The sequence below is a fragment of the Martinezella lusitana genome (assembly GCF_010668395.1).
GTDB classification, from domain to species: domain Bacteria; phylum Pseudomonadota; class Alphaproteobacteria; order Rhizobiales; family Rhizobiaceae; genus Rhizobium; species Rhizobium lusitanum_A.
This window is the reverse complement of sequence record NZ_WUEY01000015.1, coordinates 50,153-73,769: the sequence shown is the minus strand read 5'-3', so window position 1 is coordinate 73,769 and position 23,617 is coordinate 50,153. Positions and strand designations below refer to the sequence as shown.

General features: G+C 61.4%; 18 protein-coding genes. 4 read left to right on the top strand and 14 right to left on the bottom strand.

Annotated features, from left to right (window positions below):
- Window positions 1-98: 98 nt before the first annotated feature.
- The gene (locus tag GR212_RS25935) at window positions 99-650 is read left to right on the top strand and encodes a hypothetical protein (protein WP_163990959.1); all 552 of its coding nucleotides are present in this window, start codon (window positions 99-101) and stop codon (window positions 648-650) included.
- Between the two features lie 69 nt (window positions 651-719).
- On the opposite strand, the gene folK is transcribed toward GR212_RS25935, so the two are convergent.
- From folK to folP, 3 genes are all read right to left on the bottom strand, one after another.
- Entirely contained in the window at window positions 720-1,247 is a 528-nt protein-coding gene (gene folK, locus GR212_RS25930; RefSeq protein ID WP_204326761.1) for a 2-amino-4-hydroxy-6-hydroxymethyldihydropteridine diphosphokinase, read from the bottom strand.
- Entirely contained in the window at window positions 1,231-1,602 is a 372-nt protein-coding gene (gene folB / locus GR212_RS25925) for a dihydroneopterin aldolase (protein WP_163990957.1), read from the bottom strand. Before folB ends, folK begins: the two co-directional genes overlap by 17 nt.
- A gap of 61 nt (window positions 1,603-1,663) precedes the next feature.
- Window positions 1,664-2,533, bottom strand: coding sequence for a dihydropteroate synthase (gene folP, locus GR212_RS25920; RefSeq protein WP_163990955.1), 870 nt, complete (start codon window positions 2,531-2,533; stop codon window positions 1,664-1,666).
- Window positions 2,534-2,625: 92 nt separating this feature from the next.
- Between folP and GR212_RS25915 the strand changes: the two genes are divergently transcribed.
- Window positions 2,626-3,249 (top strand): DUF922 domain-containing protein, encoded by a 624-nt coding sequence (locus tag GR212_RS25915; RefSeq protein WP_163991126.1) that lies wholly within the window; start codon window positions 2,626-2,628, stop codon window positions 3,247-3,249.
- A 461-nt stretch (window positions 3,250-3,710) separates the two neighbouring features.
- Here GR212_RS25915 and GR212_RS25910 read toward each other — a convergent pair whose 3' ends face one another.
- Together GR212_RS25910 and GR212_RS25905 are read right to left on the bottom strand one after the other, a co-directional pair.
- Entirely contained in the window at window positions 3,711-4,031 is a 321-nt protein-coding gene (locus GR212_RS25910) for a 2Fe-2S iron-sulfur cluster-binding protein (RefSeq protein WP_163990953.1), read from the bottom strand.
- 145 nt (window positions 4,032-4,176) lie between these two features.
- Entirely contained in the window at window positions 4,177-4,545 is a 369-nt protein-coding gene (locus GR212_RS25905) for an Hpt domain-containing protein (RefSeq protein ID WP_163990951.1), read from the bottom strand.
- 492 nt (window positions 4,546-5,037) lie between these two features.
- Between GR212_RS25905 and GR212_RS25900 the strand changes: the two genes are divergently transcribed.
- Window positions 5,038-12,141, top strand: coding sequence for a hypothetical protein (locus tag GR212_RS25900; protein ID WP_163990949.1), 7,104 nt, complete (start codon window positions 5,038-5,040; stop codon window positions 12,139-12,141).
- 168 nt (window positions 12,142-12,309) lie between these two features.
- Window positions 12,310-12,744, top strand: coding sequence for an IS200/IS605 family transposase (gene tnpA / locus GR212_RS25895; RefSeq protein ID WP_113356627.1), 435 nt, complete (start codon window positions 12,310-12,312; stop codon window positions 12,742-12,744).
- A gap of 158 nt (window positions 12,745-12,902) precedes the next feature.
- Here the strand turns inward: tnpA and GR212_RS25890 are convergent, their stop codons facing one another.
- The 9 genes from GR212_RS25890 to GR212_RS25850 all read right to left on the bottom strand — a co-directional run bounded on the left by GR212_RS25890 (window position 12,903) and on the right by GR212_RS25850 (window position 23,582).
- The gene (locus GR212_RS25890) at window positions 12,903-13,229 is read right to left on the bottom strand and encodes an RcnB family protein (RefSeq protein WP_163990947.1); all 327 of its coding nucleotides are present in this window, start codon (window positions 13,227-13,229) and stop codon (window positions 12,903-12,905) included.
- A 143-nt stretch (window positions 13,230-13,372) separates the two neighbouring features.
- Complete coding sequence (locus tag GR212_RS25885; protein WP_163990945.1) at window positions 13,373-14,983, bottom strand: glycoside hydrolase family 43 protein; 1,611 nt, start codon at window positions 14,981-14,983, stop codon at window positions 13,373-13,375.
- 82 nt (window positions 14,984-15,065) lie between these two features.
- A complete protein-coding gene (gene mgrA / locus GR212_RS25880) occupies window positions 15,066-16,097 on the bottom strand; it encodes an L-glyceraldehyde 3-phosphate reductase (RefSeq protein WP_163990943.1) in 1,032 nt (343 codons plus the stop codon).
- A gap of 70 nt (window positions 16,098-16,167) precedes the next feature.
- The gene (locus GR212_RS25875; RefSeq protein ID WP_163990942.1) at window positions 16,168-17,301 is read right to left on the bottom strand and encodes a Gfo/Idh/MocA family protein; all 1,134 of its coding nucleotides are present in this window, start codon (window positions 17,299-17,301) and stop codon (window positions 16,168-16,170) included.
- Between the two features lie 11 nt (window positions 17,302-17,312).
- Window positions 17,313-18,074: a sugar phosphate isomerase/epimerase family protein gene (locus tag GR212_RS25870; protein WP_163990940.1), complete on the bottom strand. Its 762-nt coding sequence runs from the start codon at window positions 18,072-18,074 to the stop codon at window positions 17,313-17,315.
- A 79-nt stretch (window positions 18,075-18,153) separates the two neighbouring features.
- On the bottom strand, window positions 18,154-20,631 hold the full coding sequence (locus tag GR212_RS25865) for a beta-mannosidase (protein WP_163990937.1): 2,478 nt from the start codon (window positions 20,629-20,631) through the stop codon (window positions 18,154-18,156).
- Between the two features lie 57 nt (window positions 20,632-20,688).
- Window positions 20,689-21,780: an ABC transporter ATP-binding protein gene (locus GR212_RS25860; protein ID WP_163990936.1), complete on the bottom strand. Its 1,092-nt coding sequence runs from the start codon at window positions 21,778-21,780 to the stop codon at window positions 20,689-20,691.
- 3 nt (window positions 21,781-21,783) lie between these two features.
- Window positions 21,784-22,680: a carbohydrate ABC transporter permease gene (locus GR212_RS25855; RefSeq protein WP_163990934.1), complete on the bottom strand. Its 897-nt coding sequence runs from the start codon at window positions 22,678-22,680 to the stop codon at window positions 21,784-21,786.
- Window positions 22,681-22,691: 11 nt separating this feature from the next.
- Window positions 22,692-23,582 carry a carbohydrate ABC transporter permease gene (locus tag GR212_RS25850; protein ID WP_163990931.1) on the bottom strand — a complete coding sequence of 297 codons (891 nt, stop codon included), beginning with the start codon at window positions 23,580-23,582 and terminating at the stop codon, window positions 22,692-22,694.
- Window positions 23,583-23,617 lie beyond the last annotated feature (35 nt).

Sequence of the window (23,617 nt, the reverse complement as noted above, 5' to 3'; positions counted from 1 at the left end):
GCAAAACCAGTGTTTTAGCGTCTCGGAAACCAAGCATTAACCATTCTAGGGCAAAAGTGAGAACCAGTTTTACGGTTCCGCCTCGCTAGGGAATGTCCATGTTTTCGCGTCGATTTCTTCTTGTAAGCAGCCTTGCCGCCGCCGCCATACCGACCGGCGTCTGGGTGCAATCAGCCGACGCGGCGCCCCGCGACAAGGCCTTCTTCCAGTCGATATCCGGCGTATGGAGCGGTCCCGGCGAAATCGTGGCCGGCAAGTACAAGGGCACGAAGTTCACCTGCAACCTCACCGGCAAGCCGTCCGACGGCGGCAATGCGGGCGTCAAGCTCGACGGCACCTGCCGCGTCGGTGTTTTCCAGCAGCCGATGTCTGCGGAAATCACGCAGAGCGGCGGCTCCTATAGCGGAAAGTTCCTGGACGGCGCGGCCGGCAAGGGCCTCGACGTTACCTCGGGCACGGTCAATGACGGCACCGTCGTCCTCGGACTGAACCGACAGAAGCTCAATGGCGCCATGATCGCCCGCCTTGCGGACAGCAAGTCGATGAACGTCACCATCTCGGTGAAGGTCGGCGAACAGATGGTGCCGGTCATCGGCGTCACGCTCAAGCGCGCCGATGTCGACCAGATGGCTGTCGGGTCGATCCAGTAGTCTTCGGACATCATTTCGGGAATAGAAAAAGGCCGGCTATTTCGCCGGCCTTTTCTTTTATATCCATGGTCACGCCGTTCGCCACCAGTCACGGCTTTCATTTGCGATCTCGATGCCCTCGACATCGACGCTCTCCAGCCAGTTGCCGATTGTCCGGCCCTTCACCACAAGATCGGCCGCGAAGTCCGCAAGCGGCATCAGCACGAAACCCCGTTCCGTCATGCGCGGATGCGGGATCGTCAGCAGCGACTCGATTCGTTCCAGATCACCATAGGTCAGGACATCGATATCGATCGTCCGCGGCCCCCAACGCTCGATTCGAACCCGCTTCATCTGCCGCTCTATATCGAGGCAGACGTCCAGCAATGTCTCCGGCGCCAGGGTCGTATCGATGGCGGCGCAGGAATTGTAAAAGAAGGATTGATCCGTCTTTCCCCAGGGCGGCGTGCGGTAAAGCCGCGACACCGAAATCACCTGGCAATCGGCGCGCGCATCGAGTGTCCGCAAGGCAAGCGCCATTGCGTGGACGGGGTTGTCCAGATTGCCACCCAGGCCGAGCGTCGCGCGCACGGCCGCATCTTCAGGCGAAATGCTCAATGCTCACCTGCACGTAATCGAGGACGCCCGGAACCGGGGCATTGGGCTTGCGCACCGTGATCTTGGCGCGGCGGATACTGGGAAAACGTCGGCACAATTCCTTTGCCACATCGAGCGCCAGCGCTTCGATCAGATAGCGCCGCCGCCCGGTCACGATTTCCTCGATGACACTGAATGCGATGCCGTAGTTCACGGTGTCGTCGATCGAGTCGCGCTCCAGCGCGTCGCCCGCGTCCACATCGAGCTCGGCATCGACAAAGAAGCGCTGGCCGAGGAACTCCTCCTCGTCATGCACGCCGTGGCGGGCAAAGAAGGCGCAATTCTGCAAGGTAATGGTATATGTCACAGCGCTCATGGCGTCTCTCCGTTTCGAACAGGCACGAGGGGGTCCGAAAACCGTTCCCTGGCTTCGAGGATCAAGCTTTAAGTCTCGCGCGCGTCCTGAGAATAGCATCCGCAACCGCCAGCGCGTCCCTGTTGATTGCGACATTGTGTACGCGGAATATGGCAGCTCCCTGCAAACGCAGGATCGCGTTCGTCGCGGCGGTGCCGACATCCCGATCAGGCGCATCGCGACCCGTTATGGTGCCGATAAAGCGCTTGCGGGATGTGCCCACCAGCAACGGAAGATCGAGGCGAAGCAGCGCATTGAACCTTGCCATCAATTCCAGATTCTCCTCGGCATTCTCCTTGGCGAAGCCAAAGCCGGGATCGAGCACGATGTTCTGCCTGTCGACGCCGGCTGCGGCGGCAATCTCGAGCGAGCGGTTGAGAAAGAAAATCTGGTCGTCGATCACGTCGGGTAGCTTCTGCCGGTCACGGCCGGTATGCATGATGCAGAGCCCGGCCCCTGTTTGCGCCGCCACGTCCGCGAGATCCGGCTCGCGCTGCAGGCCGAAAACGTCGTTGACGATATGAGCACCGGCCCCGATCGCCAGCCGCGCCGTAGCGGCGCGATAGGTATCGACCGATATCAGCGCATCGGTTCTGCCGCGCAGGGCTTCGATGACGGGCAGCACCCGCCCCTGCTCTTCGCTGGCACTCACGGCAGCGGCACCGGGCTTCGTCGACTCGCCGCCGATGTCGATGATGCCGGCACCCTCTTCGACGCAAGCTAAAGCATGGGCAACGGCCACCTCGACGGCCTCGTAGTGCCCGCCGTCGGAAAAGGAATCCGGCGTCACATTGACGACGGCCATGATGAGGCTCTTCTGGCCGACGTCGATGCTGCGCCCATGCGCGACATGCCAGATTTGGCTGCGAAGCTCAGTCACGAACCGTCCCATCCCATTGAAATTGAAAAAACCTTGCGCTTGATATTGCGCTCACAGTGGCTATGCCGCAAGGTTCGCGGAAGTTCAACATGGTAGCGACACGAATGCCGCTTGCATCCCATAAGTTCAGCATTTCATGTGCCTTGCTGCTCGCGTTTTGCATACCCGGCACGGCCGATGCCGAAGTCATTGCCCGAAAATCCGTTTCCTATTTCGACATCAAGGGCAGCACCGCCGACGAGCTTGACGCTGCCCTGAACCAGAGCGGGCCGCTTGCCATGGGATCGAGCAGCCATCACCCCGGCGCGACGAAAATTCGCTTCGGCGGCAACGCGACCTACAGCGAAGAGAACGGGCGTTGCTACATTTCCGGCGTCAAGGTAACTGTCGACACCGAAATCATCCTGCCGCGGTGGCGCGACCGGCGGCATGCGAACAAGCAGCTTTCGATGATATGGGACACGCTGGCCGCCGATATCCGCCGCCATGAGAACCGGCATGTCGAGATCGCCCGCCAGCATGCGCGCCAGATGGAACAGCAGATCCTTTCCCTGCCATCGGCCGGCGATTGCGATGCTCTTCAGGAAAAGGCAAACGAGGTGACGGCACGAGAAACCGAACGCCACGATGCCGATCAGGCACGCTTCGACCGCATCGAGGCGATCAACTTCCAAAACCGGATGCAGAGATTGCTTTACTATCGCAGCCGCCAAACCGGGCAGCCATAGGCCTTCTACTCCCCTTAATTTCAGGGAAAAAGCCATCGCACAGCTGCCGACTGTGGGAAAACAGCCACTATATCTGTGAATCGTCCCGCCGCGATGCTCTTTGAACTTTACGAGAATCTGAAATAGGTTTTTCCTATGAATTACAGAGATAAACACACCGGATGATTCGAGGAATACCGGTTGGGGATCTCAGAAAGATGAATTGAGAGTGCCTGCGTTGGCGGGTTTATTCGCTCTTCGACGCAGCCTGGGTTTGTTCTTGAAGCATGCGCTACGTGTTCTCCTGGCGCGTCCTAAGCCGCAGGTGTTTCCTCCCTTGCCTGTCGGTGATGCGCCCGCCTTGCCTCGCTCGCTGCATCAGCTGAGCGGGGCATCTTTTTGAGGGCTATCAGGGCGAAGGCTTGCCCGATGAATACGGGCAATCCCCACTATCCGCGACAAGCTAAGCAGGAAACCAGCCGTCAGGCCTGGCGCTCCGGCACATGGACGACGAGCCCGTCGAGAGCGCTCGTCATCTTGATCTGACAGGAGAGACGCGAGGTCGGCCGCACGTCGAAGGCGAAATCGAGCATGTCCTCTTCCATCGCCTGCGGGCTGCCGACCTTTTCGGTCCACGCCTCGTCGACATAGACATGACAGGTGGCGCAGGCACATGCGCCGCCGCATTCGGCTTCGATGCCCGGAACGGAGTTGCGCACGGCATTTTCCATCACTGTGGATCCCTCGTCGACATTGAGGTCAAAGCGCGTGCCGTCGAAGGCGACGATGGTCAATTGGGTCATGTGGGTGAATTCCGAATTTCGTGAATGAAGGACGATCGGAATTTTACTTCCAACAAATCGCTGGGGCAGTCAACATTTGCGCCGCCGAAACGGTTTGAACCGTCTGGCGGCGCAAGGATGGATTGTCGCTGTCTTCGAGCAAGGTTCAGCGCGAAATCTTCAGAATAAAGTTCTCGGCCTCGACGACGCAGGTGGTGACGGCCGCCATGCGCGCGGCGTCGCCGGTATTGCTCTCGAGGGCGCCGGCCGCATCGGCCACGCGGAAGGCACCGACGGCGCCCGCCGCCCCCTTCAGCTTGTGCGATGCCGCCTCGATGCGCTTGGGATCGCCGCTGCCGATTTCCTGCAGGCAGGAACGGGCCTGCCTGGCGAACATCTGCAGCACCTCGACTTCCAGCGCCTTGTCGCCCATCGTCTGCTTTCCGAGATGAACGAGATCGATCGCCCGCTCCCGTGACGGGGCCGAGCCCCGTGAATTATCCGGAGATTCAAACGCGATGTTCAAAGCTGCCATGTGCCAATGCTCCCGTCTTTTATCTAGGACTGTTTTAGGGACCTGCCGCATAGTTGCGGCCCGGGCATGGCCATCCAGTTAAATTTTGGCACATTGAGGGCCTAAAACTCCGGACATGGTTAACGTGCGTTAAACATGCGCAGAATCTTGGATTTTCATGACGTTATACGAGCAAAGAAGGTTAATGACGCCTTAATGATCCACTGTCTTTAAGGTGGAATTAATTGTCAGGACTGGGGGAATGTGTCACTACGATACTATTGAATTGGGTAGATGGCACACGCCTTTGCCCAGGAAGTGGATGATGGTAATGTTTTCATAACATCCGTTTGAAAAACCAGTTATCCACTCTGAAATGTAATGGGAAATCCAACCTCGGTATCGACCGGATGCGGAGGCCCCACGGGAGGCAGGGTTCGTCTTTTCCGGACGCGGCGGAATTACCGGAAAAGACGCGGCAAGCCCGAGTGAGTTGTAACGAGGCGTAACCGCATGGCGAACAAAAAGTACATCGAGTCGGTCGAGGACAAGGCCTTCCAGGCGTTGGACGAAGCTTTGCAGATCGATTTCAGTGACGAGAGCTTGGAGTCTCGCAGCGGCACTACGCCCGATATCCCGGAGCGAAATGTGTCTGAACCGCCGAAACAGCCGATAAAGCAGTCCAGGGATGATGCAGCCCGCCAGGCCGGCGCCGCGCGCAGCGCAGCCGCCCCTACGGCAACGCCCCGCCCCGCCGAGGCGCCGAAAAATCCGAACCTTGCCGCCGCCAACGATGGCAACCGGGCAAGCTCCGCAAGCCTTCTCAGGGCGCTCGACGGAGGCTCCCAGAGCCACGCGGTGCGCAACGCCACGATCTTCTCGCTGTTCTGGATCATCGGCGGCGTCGGCCTTGCCTTCATGCTATACGGCTCGGAGATCCGAAACATCCATTCGGTAGCGGATCTGGCCGCCCTGCCGGGCGTCATCGCCTGCATCGTCGGCATCATTGTTCCGGTACTGCTTTTCTATGCCTTCGGCATGATGATCTCGCGTGCCCATGACATGCGCAACGCAGCCCGCTCCATGGCCGAGGTTGCCTTGCGCCTCGTCGAGCCCGAAACCATCGCCTCCGAACGCATCATGACGGTCGGCCAGGCCGTCCGCCGCGAAGTATCGGCGATGAACGAAGGCATCGAGCGCACCATTGCGCGCGCCACCGAGCTCGAAACGCTCGTCCATACCGAAGTCAACGCGCTTGAACGCAGCTACGCCGACAACGAACTGCGGGTGCGCGGCCTCGTCCACGAACTGGGCACGGAGCGCGATGCGATCGTCAATCACGCCGAGCGCATCCGCTCGTCGATCGTCGGTGTTCACGACCAGATCAAGGAAGACCTGTCTCTCGCGACCGAAGAAATCGCCGTACGCCTCTCCACATCGGGCGAAGCCTTCGCGTCGATGATCGATACGCGCGCCGCGGCGCTGATGGAAAAGTCGGATTCCGCCGTCCAGGCGCTCGGCACCCTGCTTGCCGCCAAGACCGATAGCCTGCTGCAGAATCTGAACGCTTCGGGCCTCGCCCTCAGCCACGAATTCGACACCCGCCTGGAATCCCTGTCGTCGACCCTGTCCGAACGCGGCAAGGACCTGCTCGGCCAGTTTGAGACCCGCGCATCGACGCTCGACGCGAACACCGAAAAGCTGAACTCCGCGCTCAACGAGCGTGCCCGTCAGCTCAATGAAACGCTGGTCGCGCGCACCAGGGAGATCAGCGAGAGCCTTACCGGCGGCGAGCGGTCCATCACGGGAACGCTGGACAACGTACTGTCCCGCCTCAACACCGCGCTCGACGAAAAGGGCTCGAGCTTCCGCCAGAGCCTGCAGTCGACGGCCGACGACGCCATCATGGATATCGATCTGCGCTCCGGCTTCTTCGAAGAACGCTTCCAGTCGACGATCGCACAGCTCTCGACCGCTTTCGACGAGCGCGTGTCGGAATTCACCTCCGCCTTCGACAAGCGCGCCGGCACGCTGGACACCAAGCTTTCGGAAAGCCTTGCCAGCATCAACCAGAGCCTCGGCAGCAATTCCGACGCGCTGGAAGGCATTCTGACCTCCAGCATCGAGCGCCTCGGCTCGCACCTCACCGACCAGTCCTTCGCGCTGGCAACGACACTGGCAACCGGCCAGGAAGTGCTGGAAAGCGCGATCGGCTCCAGGGCGAACGAGATCACGTCGGCGCTGCAGAACGCCACGACGGGCATTTCGTCCGCCCTCACCTCCGGCACGAGCGACCTCAACACCACGCTCGCCTCGCATGCCGGGGCCTTCACCTCGGCCGTGCAGGGCGTAACGCGGGACGTCTCGGCTGCCCTGCAAAGCGGCACCGAAGAACTGACCACAGCCTTCGCCGGCCGCGCCAACGACATCAACAATACCCTTTCCGCCCGCACGAGCGAGATCACCCAGGCATTGGGCTCCGCCCACGAGCGTATCGACACCGTCATGGCAGCCCGCAGCAACGCGCTGTTTGGCGCGCTGACGGACAATCAGGCCCGGTTCGAGCAGACGCTTGCCGAGCGTTCTCAAGCAATCACCAATGCCGTCAGCGGCTCTCATGAACATCTGACCGCCGCGCTCGACGAGCGCACATCGATGCTGGCGATCTCGCTGGCCGAAAGCCAGCTTCGGCTCGAGAACACGCTGGCGACCCGTGCCGATACCATCGCCAGCACGATTGCCGACACGCATGGCAAGCTCGCCGACACGCTCGACGACAAGACGATGGCGCTGGCCATCGCCCTTTCCGAAAGCCAGTCCCGCCTGGAAGACACCGTTTCCGGTCATGCGGAACATGTTGCCGGCACGCTCGATGCCAAGACCAGGGAACTCGCCCGCGCGCTTGCCGAGGGTCAGGCTCGCCTGGAGAACACCGTTTCTGGTCACACGGAAAGCGTCACCAACGCCCTCGACGATCGGACGATGGCGCTCGCCATTGCTCTTTCGGAAAACCAGGCGCGCCTGGAAGACACGGTTGCCGGCCATGCCGAACGTGTCGCCGACACGCTCGAAGGCAAGACCAATGCTCTTGCCTCCGCCCTGACGAGCGGTCAGAGCAGGCTCGAAGAGACCCTCGCCCACCGCGCCGAGGCGATCATCAAGGCCTTTGCCGGCAATCACAATGCCTTGGCCGAGGCGCTGGACGATAGAACGATGGCGCTCGCCATCGCGCTTTCCGAAAGCCAGGCACGCCTCGAAAGCACCATCGCCGGCCACACCGAAAGCGTTGCGAGCACCCTGGACGACAAGACGATGGCATTGGCCATTGCCCTCTCCGAAAGTCAGGCCCGCCTCGAAAACGCGGTCTCCGGTCATGCCGAAAGCGTTTCGAACACTCTCGACAACAAGACGACGGCACTGGCCAAAGCTCTTTCCGAAGGCCATGCGCGGCTGGAAAATACCGTGTCCGGATATGCCGAAGGCGTCGCGAGCACCCTCGACGACAAGACGATGGCTCTGGCCATTGCTCTCTCCGAAGGCCACGCCCGCCTCGAGAGCGCCGTTTCCGGCCATGCCGAAAGCGTCGCCAGCACCTTGGATGACAAGACGATGGCGCTTGCCATCGCGCTGTCGGAAGCTCAGGCCCGCCTTGAGGATACCGTGTCCGGCCATGCCGACCGTGTTGCCGATACGCTCGAAGGCAAGACGAGAGCTCTCTCCGATGCCTTGAATTCGGGCCAGTCGCGCCTGGAAGCAACGCTTGCCAACCGCGCCGAGGCGATCACCAACGCTTTCACCAGCAACCACAACGCCCTTGCCGATGCTCTCGACGACAAAGCGATGGCGCTGGCCATTTCGCTCGCCGATACCCAGTCCCGGCTTGAAGATGCGGTATCGAGCCGACTTGTCTCTCTCTCCGAAACCGTTGCCGGCACGCATGACAAGATCGTCAACAGCCTCGACGACCGGACGATGTCGCTCGCCATCGCCCTTTCGGAAAACCATGCCAAGCTTGAGGAAACCCTGGCAAACAGTGCCAAGGCGATTGCCCACACCGTCACCAGCGGCCATGAGGCACTGACCAACACGCTCGACGACAAGAGCATGGCCTTCGCAATCTCGCTCGCCGAAAACCAGAACCGCTTCGAAAGCACCCTGGAAGAACGCGCCAACGCCCTGCTCGACAGCGTCTCGGGCGCTGAAGCTCGCGTTGCCGGCGCCTTCGGCGACAAGGCGGACGCCATCCGTGCCGCCTATAACGAAAACCAGGATCGCCTCGATCGCTCGCTGACGGCCCATACGGACGCTCTGTCCGAAATGCTCGACAGCAACAGCGGCCGCGTCGAAACCGTTCTCGGCACGACGACGCGCCATCTTGAAAACACGCTCGGCGCCGGTCTGTCGCAGATGGATCAGAACCTGGCTTCCGCCTATGAGCGCATGCGCTCCACGCTGGACGATCGCAGCAACGCCATCAACCTCGCCCTGCGCGACGCCCATGCGCAGATCGACAACACGCTGCTCGAACAGACGACCGCCATCGGCACCTCCATCGCCACAAGCGCCAGCATGCTGGAAATGTCGCTCGAAGACCGCGAAGCCTCGCTGCGCCAGACCATCGACGCCAGCGCAAGGACATTGGAAGAGCGCCTGAAGAGCGGCGCCGGCGATATTGCCGGCCGCATCCAGCAGGCCGCGGGCGACATCGCGCGCTCGGCCGATACCCTGTCTTCCAACCTGAACCAGACGATCGACGGCGTGACGAGCCGCTTCGCCGAGACCGGCTCCCGTGTCGAGGCCAGCTTGTCGGCCCTCGAAAACCGCATCCACGAAGGCGTTACCGGCGTTGCCACGCAGGTGGACGCCGCCGGCAACCGTCTCTCCGAGACGCTGGCGAGCGGCGCAGCCCAGATAGACAACAGCGGCAGCCAGGCCGCGGCCCGTATCGAAGAGCGCCTTTCGACCATGGATCGCGCCCTCAATCTCGGCCTCGAAGCCGTCAACCGCACGATCGAAGGCAAGGCCGCCAATCTCGCAACCACGCTGCGGACGGCCGTCGCCGATGCTGCACAGGGCATGGACACGGAAGCGACACGCACGGCCGACCTGCTTGCCAACACCGGGCAGCAGTTTGCCGACAACCTCGGCAGCCACAGCGATGTCTTTGCACGCGTCATGACCGAGCGCTCCGACGATATCGTCAACCGCGTCTCGGAAACGCAGAACCGCTTGGCAAGCCAGGCGGCTGCCGTCGCCCAGACCTTCTCGGAAGCAGGCAACGCGATCATCAACAAGGTTGCGGAAGCCGAAGGCCTCGTCAGCAATCAGGTCAACACGATCTCGCAGGCCCTGTCTTCGGCAGAGCAGTCCCTGGAAGCCCGTGGCGCGGCCATCCGCAATACGCTGGCCAGCGGCAGCGAGCAGATCGTCTCCAGCATGGCTCAGGTCGAACGCGCCCTCGATGAGCGCGGCACGGCCATCCGCACCTCCCTGGAAGAACGCACCCGCGAGATCAACAGCACGCTTGCCGATGTCGACAAGGCACTGGAAGCGCGTGGCTCGTCCATCCGCACCTCGCTCGACGAGCGCACCCGCGAGCTGAACTCGATGCTGGCCGGACGCTCCACCGAGCTCTCCCGCCTCATCGACGAGAAGGCCCGCCCGATCGTCGATCGTTACGCGGCGACGGGACAGGAAGCGGCAGCCCTCATCTCCGCGGCAGCCCAGGAAAGCACCGAGCGTCTCCGCGTCGAAAACGCCGCGCTGATCAGCGCGATCGCATCGCGGACCGAACACGCGGTCAGCACCGTCAACGCGCTGGAAAACAATCTGCTTGCCAGCGTCAATGGTATCATCGCGCGCCTTGCGGACAACAATTCCGCGATCGCCGGCCTGCTGACCAATGCCGCTGCCGAGTTCGCAAGCGTCGATGACCGCCTCACCGCGACTTCCACTCGCTTCGCCGAATCCGCCACCAAGGCCGGCGAGATGGTTTCGGCCTCCAGCCGCCTCCTCGAAGGCAAGGTGGACAAGCTGTCGGAGATCACCGGCCAGACCCTGTCGCAGGTTGGCAGCATCGTCGGTCGCTTCGACGACCACTCCAAGGTGCTGTCGCAGGCCTCGCAGCTTCTCGGCGCCGCCCAGTCGAACCTCGTATCGACGCTGGAAGAACGCGAAACAGCCCTGCAGAACCTGGCCGTCGGGCTCGTGCAACGCTCGGAAGAGATCGAAAACACCATGCGCGCCCTTGGCTCCATGGTGGAAACCGCCTTCGACCGCGCGGAACAGCGCTCCAATCAGGTCACCGGCAATCTGCGCCAGAGCGTCCAATCCTCCTTCGCGGATATCGGTCGCGTTCTCTCCGACGCCGAGAAGCGCGCCGAGGATGCGGCAGAGGCTATGCGTGGCGCGATGGCAAAGGCTGGAGAAGAAGCAAGCCAGGCCGTCGAGGGCACATTCGCCAACGCCGAGCGCCGCTCCACCGACCTCACCAACCGCCTGCGCGGCGGCCTGACGGCTTCGCTGTCCGAGGTCGAGCAGATGCTGGCCGATGCGGGCAAGACATCCGATACGACAGCACAGCAGTTGCGCGAGACGCTGCGTGTCGCAGTCGACGACGCCGTCGGCCGCTTCGCCGGCGCGACGGACGAGATCCGCCGCTCGGCCGGCGATATCCGCCGCGAACTCGACCTGACGCGCAGCGAACTGAAGCGCGGCGCCTTCGACCTTCCGGAAGAAGCAAAGGAAAGCGCCGCAGCCATGCGCCGCGCCGTTGCCGAACAGATCAAGGCCCTGCAGGACATCTCGCAGATCGTCGGCCGCTCGACACAGCAGCTAGAGATTTCCGAACCGGCGGCTCGTGCGCTTGCAGATGCGCAGCCGGCCCAGCGCCCGCGGCCCGCAGCTCCTGCCCCCGCGCCGGCGGCCACCGCCCCGCGGCCGCAACAGCCAGCCCCGCAACAACCCGCCGCACAGCAGCCTGCACCCCAGCCGGCTGTGCAGCAGCCCGCCCCCCAGCCGCAGCCGCAGCAGCCTTCGATCGAGGCTCTGGGTCTGCGCGGATCCATTCCCGCAGACCGTCCGGTGGCTCAGCCGCAGCGTCCGGCCGAAACGCCGGCTCCTGCCCGCCAGGAAACGGCTGGCGGCGGCTGGATCAGCGACCTGCTGCGCGGCGCTTCGCGTGACGAAAATGCCGGCCTGCAGCCGGCCCGCCAGGCGGCGCCCAAGCCGGCTGCTGAAGCAGCGCCCGCCCCGGTCGCGCGCAACCCGCGCCATGTCGTGGAGTCGCTGAACTCGCTTTCGGTCGACATCGCCCGCGCCATCGATCACGACGCCTCGGTCGACCTGTGGCGTCGATACCAGCGTGGCGAGCGCGATGTGTTCACGCGCCGTCTCTACACGCTCAAGGGCCAGCAGACCTTTGACGAAATCAAGCGCAAGTACGACCGCGAGCCGGAATTCCGCACGGCAGTCGATCGCTACATCGCCGATTTCGAAAAGCTGCTCGCCGACGTCGCCCGTACGGACCGCGATCGCACGATCACGCAATCCTATCTCACCTCGGACACCGGCAAGGTCTACACGATGCTGGCCCACGCCGCCGGCCGTCTGAGCTAGGATGGACGAAAGACGAATGCCCGATCCCCGGCCGCAGCGCCGGGGATTTTGATTATATCAAGAATAAACCTCCACCTACGGTGGAGGACTGGACGAGTTTTACACGGTAGTTGAGAGACCTCCTGCTTGAACCGCTGGCGTGGCCCAGACTTCAAACAAGGAGGTTATATGGATGAGCAATCGCTCTCGCATGCGACGTGGGACTGCAAATATCACGTTGTTTTTGGCAGCAAATACCGAACGAAAAGACTCTACGGGGATGTGCGTCGAGAGTTGGGTGAACTCTTACGTCGTCTGGCTCAGCAAAAGGGCTGCCAGATCGAAGAGGGTCATTTGATGCCCGATCATGTCCACATGTTGATATCGATCCCGCCGAAATACTCGGTCGCGCATATAGTTGGATTTTTGAAGGGCAAGACGGCTCTTTACATTGCCAACAAGTACGCGCGTAAGCGCCGCTACAAAGGGTATCACTTTTGGGCACGTGGGTATTTCGTGTCGACGACGGGCTATAATGAGCAGGTCGTCAGACAATATATCCGGAACCAAGAAAAGGCCGACAAAGCTTCCGACTTTGCCGACCTCTTTAATCGTAGCTACTAAGCACTAACAAAACCACTTCTAGTGGTTCAAGCGCAGCGTTTCAAACCTCCACCTTTGGTGGAGGTCATGACTTCGGGGCGTTGGTCCGGCTTTCGGCATGAAAAAAGGGCGGTCCTTGTGAGCCGCCCTTGCTTTATTCGATAATGATCGCGACCAGCCTACCGGGCTTCATGCACCTTTGAAATCAGGCCGCTCGTAATGCCGACCAGCAGGAAGTTCGTGTTGATGCGAACCCAGTGATAGCCGCGCGGAGGTGTGGACAGCTGATAGGCGCGATAGTCGATTTCCGCCGCACGGCGGCGGTCGGAAGCAGAAAGGCGGCGCCCCTTGACCCAGCCGCCCTTGCGGACAACCACCTTCTTCTTCACCACGTCTTTCTGGACAGCCGTCTGTTTGGCCGCCGGTGCCGGCCTGACTTGCGCCGTCGCAGCCAGCGGCATCGCCAGGACGGACGCCGTGAGAAGGACAGTGAAGATTTTTCTCATTGGTTGTTTCCTCATTTCAGAATCTGCGCGCGACCTTATCGTGACAGACATGAAACGAATCTGACAGTCGAATTACAATTCCGTAATGGACCCGATCGGTCGGCCCGACCTTGTGCCCGCACCGCCGCCAGCCGTCGACAGCCTCACAACTCATCGTAATTGAACCAGTCGAAATCCGCCGTCTTTGCCCGCCCCGACGTATCGAAGGCAAACATGCCCGCAAAAGCGCCGGTGAAGGATCCGTGCTCGCCGCGGCCGCCCTCATCCGAGATGACGCCGGCGTCGAGCACCGGGCCGACAGCCTGCCATGCGCCCATGCCTTCCGCCTGCCAGAAGAATTGCAGGTCGTTGTCGCGCACCTCCATGGCAAGCTGAATCCGCCCGTTCGGCACGGCAACACCGCCCTCGATCGGAAAGCTCAGCCGGCCGTTCGGGTAGTCGCCCGGGCAGGTCATGATGGTGACGCAGCGGCCGAGCTTCTCGTGCAGCGTCACGGCGATGGCATGCAGCTTGAAGCGATTGTAGTAATGCGTCAGTCCGGCAACCTGCTGATAGGTGTCGGGTTCGAATTCGACGACAGTTTCGGCGCGGAAGCTGTGATGCTCCTGACGACGGGCGACAAGCGATTGCTCGAACCAGGAACCGATGCTTTCGCGGGCGAAGAGCCGCAAGTGCCCCGGACGTTCCGTCAGGCTGAAGATGCGCTCCGGTTGCGGCGTGCGCAGCCACTGGAAATCCATCGGCAATTGGCGTTCGTCGAAGTTATAGCCGCTGCGGCGCGGCTTTTCGATGCGCTGTGCACCATTCAGGCCAGGCACTTCGACATCCGGAACGGCGGTGCCGTTCTCGAGATAGAGCCAGCCGTCTTCCTTCCACAGGCATTTCTGCAGAGCGGTCTCGCGACCGAGCGTGCAGCGGCGATGCGGCGGCAACGGCCGTCCGCAAAGATGCGTGTGATAGAACTGGCCGTCATGCGTCTCGACATATTGGCCGTGACCTGCACGCTGCAGCGACGCTTCCGGATGATCCTTCGATGTGATCAGGTATTTGTTCGGATGCAATTCGTAAGGGCCGGCAATGTCGCGCGATCTGGCCATCGTCACGGCATGGTCATAACCGGTGCCGCCTTCGGCCGTGGTCAGATAGTACCAGCCGTTGCGCTTGAAGAGATGCGGCCCTTCGACTAGCCCCAGCTCCGTGCCGGCGAAGATGTTTCTGATCGGCCCCTTCAGCGACTTTTCCACCGGATCCCATTCCTGCAGCAGGATACCGTCGAAAGCCGGCGTCTTCGGCGAGCCGCCGTAGCTCTCGGTGCGGTGGTTCCACTGCATGTTGACGAACCACTTGCGCCCGTCATCGTCATGGAAGAGCGAAGGGTCGAAACCCGAGGAGTTGACGTAGGCCGGTTCGGACCACTCGCCTTCGATGCTCGGGGAGGTCACGATATAGTTATGGGCATCCTTGAAGTTGCCGTCGTAGCGCTTGACGTCGGTGTAGACGAGCCAGAACAGGCCGTCCGCATAAGAGAGGCAAGGCGCCCAGATGCCGCAGCTGTCGGGCTCGCCGCGCATGTCGAGCTGCGACGCACGCTCCAGCGGCCGCCGGACCAGAGTCCAGTTCACCAGATCGCGCGAATGATGGATCTGTACGCCCGGATACCATTCGAATGTCGAGGTGGCGATATAGTAGTCCTCGCCGACACGGCAGATGGACGGGTCGGGATTGAAACCCGGCAAGATCGGATTGCGGATCATGAAACTCTCTCCTCCAGAGACCTCGACGAGCGGCAGTATATAGTAAAACGCCCGGAACCTGGTTCCGGGCGTTTTATGATTGTCAGTCCCGTTCGGCCGACTTGGCCCAGAGATTGATGTCGGCCTCGCGGGCATAGACATCGATCTGCTTCAGCTCTTCCGCCGTGAATTCGAGATTGTCGAGCGCCTTGACGCAATCGACGATCTGCGACGAACGGCTGGCGCCGATCAGGGCCGAGGTGATGTGGCCGCCGCGCAGAACCCAGGCAATCGCCATCTGCGCCAGCGTCTGGCCGCGCTTTTCGGCGATCTCGTTGAGCTTGCGGATATTGTCGATGATCGACGGACGGATGAAGTCGCGCTTCAGGAAGTGGTTCTGCGCCGCACGGCTGTCGTCCGGAATGCCGCCGAGATACTTGGTCGACAGCATGCCCTGCGCCAGCGGCGAGAAGACGATGGACCCGATGCCGAGATCTTCGAGCGTATCCACCAGACCGTCATCCTCGACCCAGCGATTGAGCATGGAATAGCTCGGCTGGTGAATGAGGCAAGGCGTGCCGAGGTCCTTGAGGATCGCGGCAGCCTCGCGGGTGCGCTGCGAGTTATAGGAGGAGATGCCGACATAGAGCGCCCTGCCCGAACGGACGATATGGTCGAGCGCGCCGCAGGTTTCTTCGAGCGGCGTATCCGGATCGAAGCGGTGGGAATAGAAGATATCGACATAGTCGAGGCCCATGCGCTTCAGGCTCTGGTCGCAGGAGGCGATCAGATACTTGCGGCTGCCCCATTCGCCATAGGGGCCCGGCCACATGTCGTAGCCCGCCTTGGAGGAGATGATCAGCTCGTCGCGCAGGCCGGCGAATTCCGTGCGCAGGATTTCGCCGAAAGCGGTCTCGGCGCTGCCGGGAGGCGGTCCGTAATTGTTGGCGAGATCGAAGTGGGTAATGCCGAGATCGAAAGCCGTGCGGCACATGTCGATCTTGCGGTCATGCGGCGTGTCGCCGCCGAAATTGTGCCAAAGCCCCAGCGAGACCGCCGGCAGCTTCAGGCCGGAGCGACCGACCCTGTTGTATTTCATTTTCGCATAGCGGTCGGATGCCGGTTGCCAAGCCATGATAACTATTCCTTCGAGATGAAAAAACGCGCGGGTTGTTCACCCGCGCGCAAACTAGCTTTTCCTGCGCTTACTTCAAGAGCGCTTGCGCCTCTTCGATGCAGAGCGCCGCCGGCTGCGTGCAGGTCGTGGTCAGATCGACGAAGCGGTTTTCCGCGCCCGATTTCAGGATCGACGTCATCACGTCGACGCCGTGCAGCGTGCGGTCGAGCGAGCAACGCGCATCACGCCCGTCGATCAGCGACGCGGCAAGGTCGGCAAGGCCGGCCGTGCGATAGTTGGCGCGCGGGCCGCTCGGGCTTTCCTGATTGGCGATGCCGAACGGATGCGCCCAGTTTTCCAGCGGCTTGATATCCTTGTCGCGACCGCTGGCTTCCACCGTCCCGCCGAAGAAGTTCGGGTCCGGCACGTAGAGCGAGCCCTCGGTGCCGTAGAGCTCCATATTCGCGTGACGGTGCGACCACACATCCCAGCTTGCCGTCAGCGTGATCCGTGCGCCGCTGACGAATTCCAGCAGCGCCTGGATCGTCGTCGGCGTCTTCACCGGGATGGTCTCGCCATTGCGCGGCTGGCTGGTAATGGTGCGGGTTTCCGACGCCATCGACGTCATCGCGCCGACGCGCTTCACCGGGCCGATCAGATTAATGAGGTTGGCGATATAATACGGTCCGAGGTCGAGGATCGGGCCGCCGCCGGGCAGGAAGAAGAAGTCCGGGTTCGGATGCCACATTTCCATGCCCGGGCTCATGACGTAGCAGGCGCCCGAAGTGATCCGGCCGATGCCGCCGTCATCGATGAACTTGCGCGCGAGCTGATGCGCGCCGCCGAGGAAAGTATCGGGAGCGCAGCCGACGGCCAGCCCCTTTTCCTTGGCGATGCGGCGCAGCTCCTCGCCCTGCTCCAAGGTGAGCACGAGCGGCTTTTCCGAGTAGACGTGCTTGCCCGCTTCGAGGATGCGCTTGGAAACCGGGAAATGCGCATCCGGGATGGTGAGGTTGACGATGACGTCAAGCTCGTCATTGGCGAGCAGTTCGTCGATGGTCTGGGCCTTGACCTTGTATTCCTCGGCGCGCAGACGCGCCGCATCCATGTTGATATCCGCGCAGGCCAGCACCTTCAGGCCCTTGAAGAGCGGTGAGAGCGAGAAATAAGTCGTTGAAATATTGCCGCATCCGATGATGCCGACGCCAAGTTCCTTAGCCATTTGGAAGTGCCTCAAAAACTCTTGAAGGATGCGATGGAGCGTGTGATCAGGCGATCGACGTCGCTCGGATTGTCATGTTCGACGACGAAATGCTTGGCCTTCGTGCCGGCCAGAGCCTTGAGCAGCTTCGCCCACGGAACCGTGCCGTGACCGACGTCGGCCCAGCCGTCTTCGTTCTTGTTCTCGCCGGCCGGCGCGATGTCCTTGACGTGAACGGCCGTGATGCGCGGACCCAGCTTTTCAATCCAGGCAAAGGGGTCGCCGCCGCCACGGATGACCCAGGCGATATCGGCTTCCCAGGAAATATCCGGCGCGGCCTCGAAGATCTGCTCGATCGGCAGCGAACCGTCGGCCTGCTTCACGAATTCGAAGTCATGGTTATGCCAGCCGAACTCGAAGCCCGCATCCTTGTAGGGCTTGCTCATTTCATGCAGGCGCTTGCCGAAAGCGCGCCAGCCGGCGGCGTCCGTCGGGCGCTGGTCGGCAGCGATGTGCGGCGCATAGATCGAATCCATGCCGAGGGTCTTGGCAATGGTCAGTGACTTCTGCACTTCGCCGTCGAGAAAATCCGGGCTGAAATGGCCGCTCGCCAAGGTCAGGCCGTTCTTGTCGAGTTCGGCACGCAGATTCTTGAGACCCGTCTCGTCAAGATCGGCATAGATGCCGCCAAAGCCTTCGACCTCAGCGTAGCCGGCCTTGCCGAGCTTGACGAAGATCTCCGAATAAGGCTGGAAATTGCGGGCGCTATAAAGCTGAAATCCAAGTTTCGTCATCGATACTCCTCCAATGGCCTCCCGGCCGTCTGTCTTGGGCTTTTGGCCCCGAAATTGCCGCCGTGGCGGCGCGAATAGCTCAATTCGTCGATTGGCCGGCCACCGACTGGCTCGTTTCCAGATCGTAGATACGGAAGTCCGGCATGCCGCCTGTCAATGGGCTTGCCGGCGTGAAGACGATGCGGCGGCTTTCGCCGGCGGCAAGATCGAAGGCGTTATCGGAATAGCGCCCCTCTACCTCGCTCTCGATCATCACGAACAGCGCGAGTCCCTTGGCGGTGACAGTGAGTTCCACCGTCCCGTTCTCCGTCGTCTCCTCCCTGAGCACCGTCAAGCCGGCGGGCTGAAGCTCGAGCGCCTTGTAGGTACCGTGGACATAATGCCCCTCGCCGCCCATGCCGTTCGATGCGGTGAAACGCCACGCCAGCAGGCAATCGGCCGGCACCTGATCCGCGTCGATCGACAATGCGGTAATCGCCGCATCCGGCGTGCAGACCGCATGGGCAGTCGTCAGCGGCACGCGCTCACCGTCGAGCTTCAACAGCGATACCGAAATATCGGCCGTGATGTCGGCGTTGGTGTCGTTGACCAGTGAAAAGCGGATGGTCTTGTTGTCCTCGGACGGAATTGCCGCGACCGATACCGGCTGAAAGAACCGCCGCACCAGATAATGCATGACCTTCCACCGGCCGCCATAGTCCAGGCTGGACCAGGAGGCCACCGGCCAGGTGTCGTTGAGCTGCCAGTAGATGGTGCCCATGCAATGCGGCTTCAGCGAGCGCCAATATTCCACCGCCGTCTTGATGGCGAGGCCCTGCTGAACCTGGCTCAGATAGACGAAATTCGGGAAATCCTTCGGGAAGCGGAAGTAGCGGAACATCGTGCCGGCAATGCGCTCGTTGCCGCCGGCATTCTTCTGGTGCAGCTCCATGACCGGAGAAGCGATGTTCATGTCCTTCGCGTCGGCATAGGTCTTGATGACGGGCAGCGACGTATAGGACTGGAAGCCGAATTCCGAGCAGAAGCGCGGACGCACGGTGCGATAATTGTCGAAGGACTTGTTTTCGTGCCAGACCGACCAGTAATGCATGTCGCCGGAGCCATCGGCGTGCCAGGCATCGCCGAAATTGAGATAGCCCGAAGCCGGGCTGGACGGCCACCAGATCGCATCCGGCAACGCCTTCTTCATCGCCTTCTCGATCGTCCTGTTCAGCCGGTCGTAGGAAACGAGATAGCGATCGCGATCCCTACGCGATTCCTCGAACCAGGTGAGCGCTCCCACCAGCTCGTTATCACCGCACCAGAGAACGATGGAAGGATGTGTCGCCAGCCGGCGCACCTGATAGTCCACCTCCGCCTCGACATTTTCCAGGAAATCGCCCGTGGAGGGATAGAGATTGCACGCGAACATGAAGTCCTGCCACACCATCAGCCCCAAGCGGTCGCAGGTGTCGTAGAACCAGTCATGTTCGTAGAAGCCGCCGCCCCAGACGCGGATGACGTTCATATTGGCGGCCGCCGCAGATTGCAGCAGATCCTCGGTCAGCTCCGGCTTGGAGCGCGAGAACAGGGCATCGGCCGGGATCCAGTTGGCCCCGCGGGCAAAGATTTCGCGGCCGTTGACCTTTAGCGCGAAGCGGCTTCCGGCCTCGTCCTCGTCGGTCATCAACTCGACCGTGCGCAGGCCGATCTGCCGCGTGACGGTTTCGAAACTGGTTTCGACGGACAGGGCATAAAGCGCCTGCTCGCCATTGCCGGCCGGCCACCAGAGCCTGGGCTTGTCGACATGGAAGACATGAGTGATGGACGTCTCGCCGGCATTGACGCCGACATCGAGGCGCACCCGCTCGTCATCGAGCGAAAAATAGAGCTGCGCGATGCCGGTTCCCTTGGCGAACAGCGCCACCGTCACCTTGAGATCGACGGAACCGTCGTCATTATGGATCTGCTGGGTGACGACATTCTCGATGCGGGCGATCTCGAGCTTCTTCAGCGCGATAGTGCCGTAGAGCCCGAGCGGCGCGATCGCAATGTTCCAGTCCCAGCCGAAATGGCATTGCGGCTTGCGCAGCATGTTACCGTTAGGGATCGGAGAATTGCCGGTGCTGTAGGGGATGTAGAAGGGCTGTTTCGCCTGGAGCGCGGCCCCGGTCGCGATGCTCGAATGCAGCACGATGCGAATGGTATTCTCACCCGTCTTCAATGCCTTCGAGACATCGGGACGATAACGCTGGAAGCAGTTGTTGCCCTCCAGCACCAGCGCATCGTTGACGTAGACGCTCGCGACCGTATCGAGATAGTCGATGTCGAGATACCAGTCTCCGCCGGCATCATCGAGCGTGAAGCTGCGCGTCAGCTCCCAGTCCTGCTTGGCGACCCACTGCACCACTTCTTCGTTGCGACCGAAGTAAGGATCGGGGATGAGCCCTTCCGCGTGGAGGGCCGTGTGGACATCACCGGGTAGCGACATGGAAAGCGAATGGTCGCTGTGGGGAGACGTCAGCCTCCACGACCCGGCCAGATCGACGGTGAAGTTATCATTGATCGAAGACGACATCGGACCTCCCCGGACCGCTGTAAGACGGAGGCGGCTTTGCCGCCTCCGAGCATGGGATCAGATTCTGAGTTCTGTCTGCGCATCAAAGAGCGATGCGAGAGACATGTCAAAGCCGAGTTTCACAGCCGAACCGGGGCCAAAACGCCGGGAACCGTTGACGCGGACCGACATGGTATGGCCGGCGTGTTTCAGCCACAGCAGGTTATCGGCGCCCATCGGCTCCTCGATATCGACGGTAGCATTGTGAACCTCCGCGCCCGAAGCCAATTCTTCATTGACCTTGATATGTTCCGGGCGAACACCCAGCACGACCTTGCGCCCGGCCTGCAACGCCTCGCCTGCCTTGTAGCCATCGAGGGAGAACAGCACGTCATTGGTCGCGAACACCACCTTGCCCTCGCGATTGACCAGCTCGCCGCGCAGGAAGTTCATGGACGGCGATCCGATGAAGCCGGCGACGAAAAGGTTGCGCGGCTCGTTGTAGATCGTCGTCGGGTCGTCGAGCTGCATGATGACGCCGTTCTTCATGATGGCGATACGGTCGGCGAGCGTCAGCGCCTCGATCTGGTCGTGGGTGACGTAGATCATCGTGTTCTTCAGCGACTGGTGCAGCCGCTTGATTTCCACGCGCAGTTCCGAGCGCAGCTTGGCATCGAGGTTCGACAGCGGCTCGTCGAAGAGGAAGACATCGACATCGCGCACCAGGGCGCGGCCGATGGCGACGCGCTGACGCTGGCCGCCCGAAAGCTCGGCCGGCTTGCGCTTCAGGAGCGGCTCGATCTGCAGGATCTCGGCGGCACGCGCGATACGCTTCTTGATCTCATCTCCCGGCACCTTGGCGACGCGCAGGCCGAAGGAGAGGTTCTTTTCGACCGACATTTGCGGGTAGAGCGCGTAGGACTGGAACACCATGCCGATGCCGCGGTCCTTGGGCTCCTCCCAGGTGACGTTCTTGCCCTTGATGAAGATCTGCCCTTCGCTGATGTCGAGCAGCCCTGCAATGCAGTTGAGCAAGGTCGACTTGCCGCAGCCCGACGAGCCGAGAAGCACCAGAAACTCGCCGTCGTTGATCTCGAGATTGAGATTTTTCAGAACGTTGACCGCACCGAAATTCAGCGAAAGGTCTTTGATGGAAACGCTGCTGTTCATGGATCACCCCTTCACTGCGCCGGCGGCGATGCCCCGGACGAAGAGCCGTCCGGACACGAAATAGACGATAAGCGGCACCGCGCCGGTCAGTAGCGTTGCGGCCATGTTGACGTTGTATTCCTTCACGCCCTGCACGGCGTTGACGACGTTGTTGAGCTGCACGGTCATCGGATAGTTCTGCGTGCCGGCGAAGATGACGCCGAACAGGAAGTCGTTCCAGATGCCGGTGATCTGGATGATCATGCCGACGACGAAGATCGGCAGCGACATGGGCAGCATGATGCGCAGGAAGATCTGCCAGAAGCCCGCTCCATCGACGCGCGCCGCCTTGAAAAGCTCCGGCGGAAGCGAGGCGAAGTAATTGCGGAACAGCAGCGTGTTGATCGGCATGCCGAAGATCGTATGCACGAGCACGATGCCGCCGAGCGTGGAAAACAGATGGAGTTCGCGCAGCACCATGACCAGCGGATAGAGCATGACCTGATAGGGAATGAACGCGCCGAACAGCAGGATCGTAAAGAAGACTTCCGATCCCTTGAAGCGCCAGTTCGCCAGCGCGTAACCGTTGACCGACGCAATCGCGATCGAAACGATGACGCTCGGAACGAGGATCTTCACCGAGTTCCAGAAGCCGATCTGGATACCGTGGCAGTAGAGGCCGGTACAGGCCTGCGACCAGGCTTTCACCCATGGCTCGAAGGTGATTTCCATGGGCGGCGCGAAGATGTTGCCCATGCGAATTTCCGGCATTCCCTTGAGCGAGGTGACGACCATCACATAGAGAGGCAGGAGATAGTAGAGCGCGGCCAGCCCGAGAATGCCGTAAAGCATGATCGTGCGCGGTTCGAAGCGGCGCTTGGGCTTGGTGCCCGAAGGTTCGATGGTAGCGGCAAGTGCCATGGGTTCCTCCCTTACCGGCGCTTCTGGCGGAACTCGATGAGAGCCCACGGCACGACGAAGATGAACACGGTGACCAGCATGACGGTGGAGGCGGAAAGCGCCTGGCCCAGATTGGAACGCTGGAACATGAAGTCGTAGACGTATTTGGCCGGCATCTCGGACGCGAAGCCCGGTCCGCCTGATGTCATGGCGACGACGAGATCGTAGACGCGCACGATGCCCGAGGCGACGATAACGAGCGTGGTGACGAAGACGCCCCGCATCATCGGAATGACAACGAAGATATAGGTCCGCCAGGCAGGAATGCCGTCGACGCGCGACGCCTTCCAGATCTCGCCGTCGATCCCTCGCAGACCCGCCAGCATCAGCACCATGACAAGCCCGGTGCCCTGCCAGAGACCGGCAATGACCAGCGCATAGAGCACGGTCTTCTGATTGCCGAGCAGCGCGAAATTGAAGCTTGTGAATCCCATATCCTGCATCAACTTCGGCAACCCGAGCGCCGGATCGAGGATCCATTGCCAGACTAGGCCGGTAACGATGAAGGACAGAGCGAAGGGATAGAGGAAAATGGTTCGGAACGTATTCTCGAAGCGGATCTTCTGATCCATCAGCACGGCAAGAAAGAAGCCGACGACGAAGGCGAAAATCAAGCTGAGAATGCCGTAAGTGGCGAGGTTGCCGATCGAAATATTCCAGCGATCGGTGCCCCACAGGCGCTGATACTGCGCCAGGCCGACGAAATTGGAGCTGGGGAGCAGCCTCGAGTCGGTGAACGAATAGATGACGGTCCAGAGCGTGCAACCGACGAAGACGACGATCACGGTCAGCACCATCGGGATGGCGGCGATCTTCGCATTGAGGTTGCGGAACAAACCAAGTGGCCGGACAGCGTTAGCCATCGATACCTCCGTTGGTGGCGCGCATCGGGACAGGC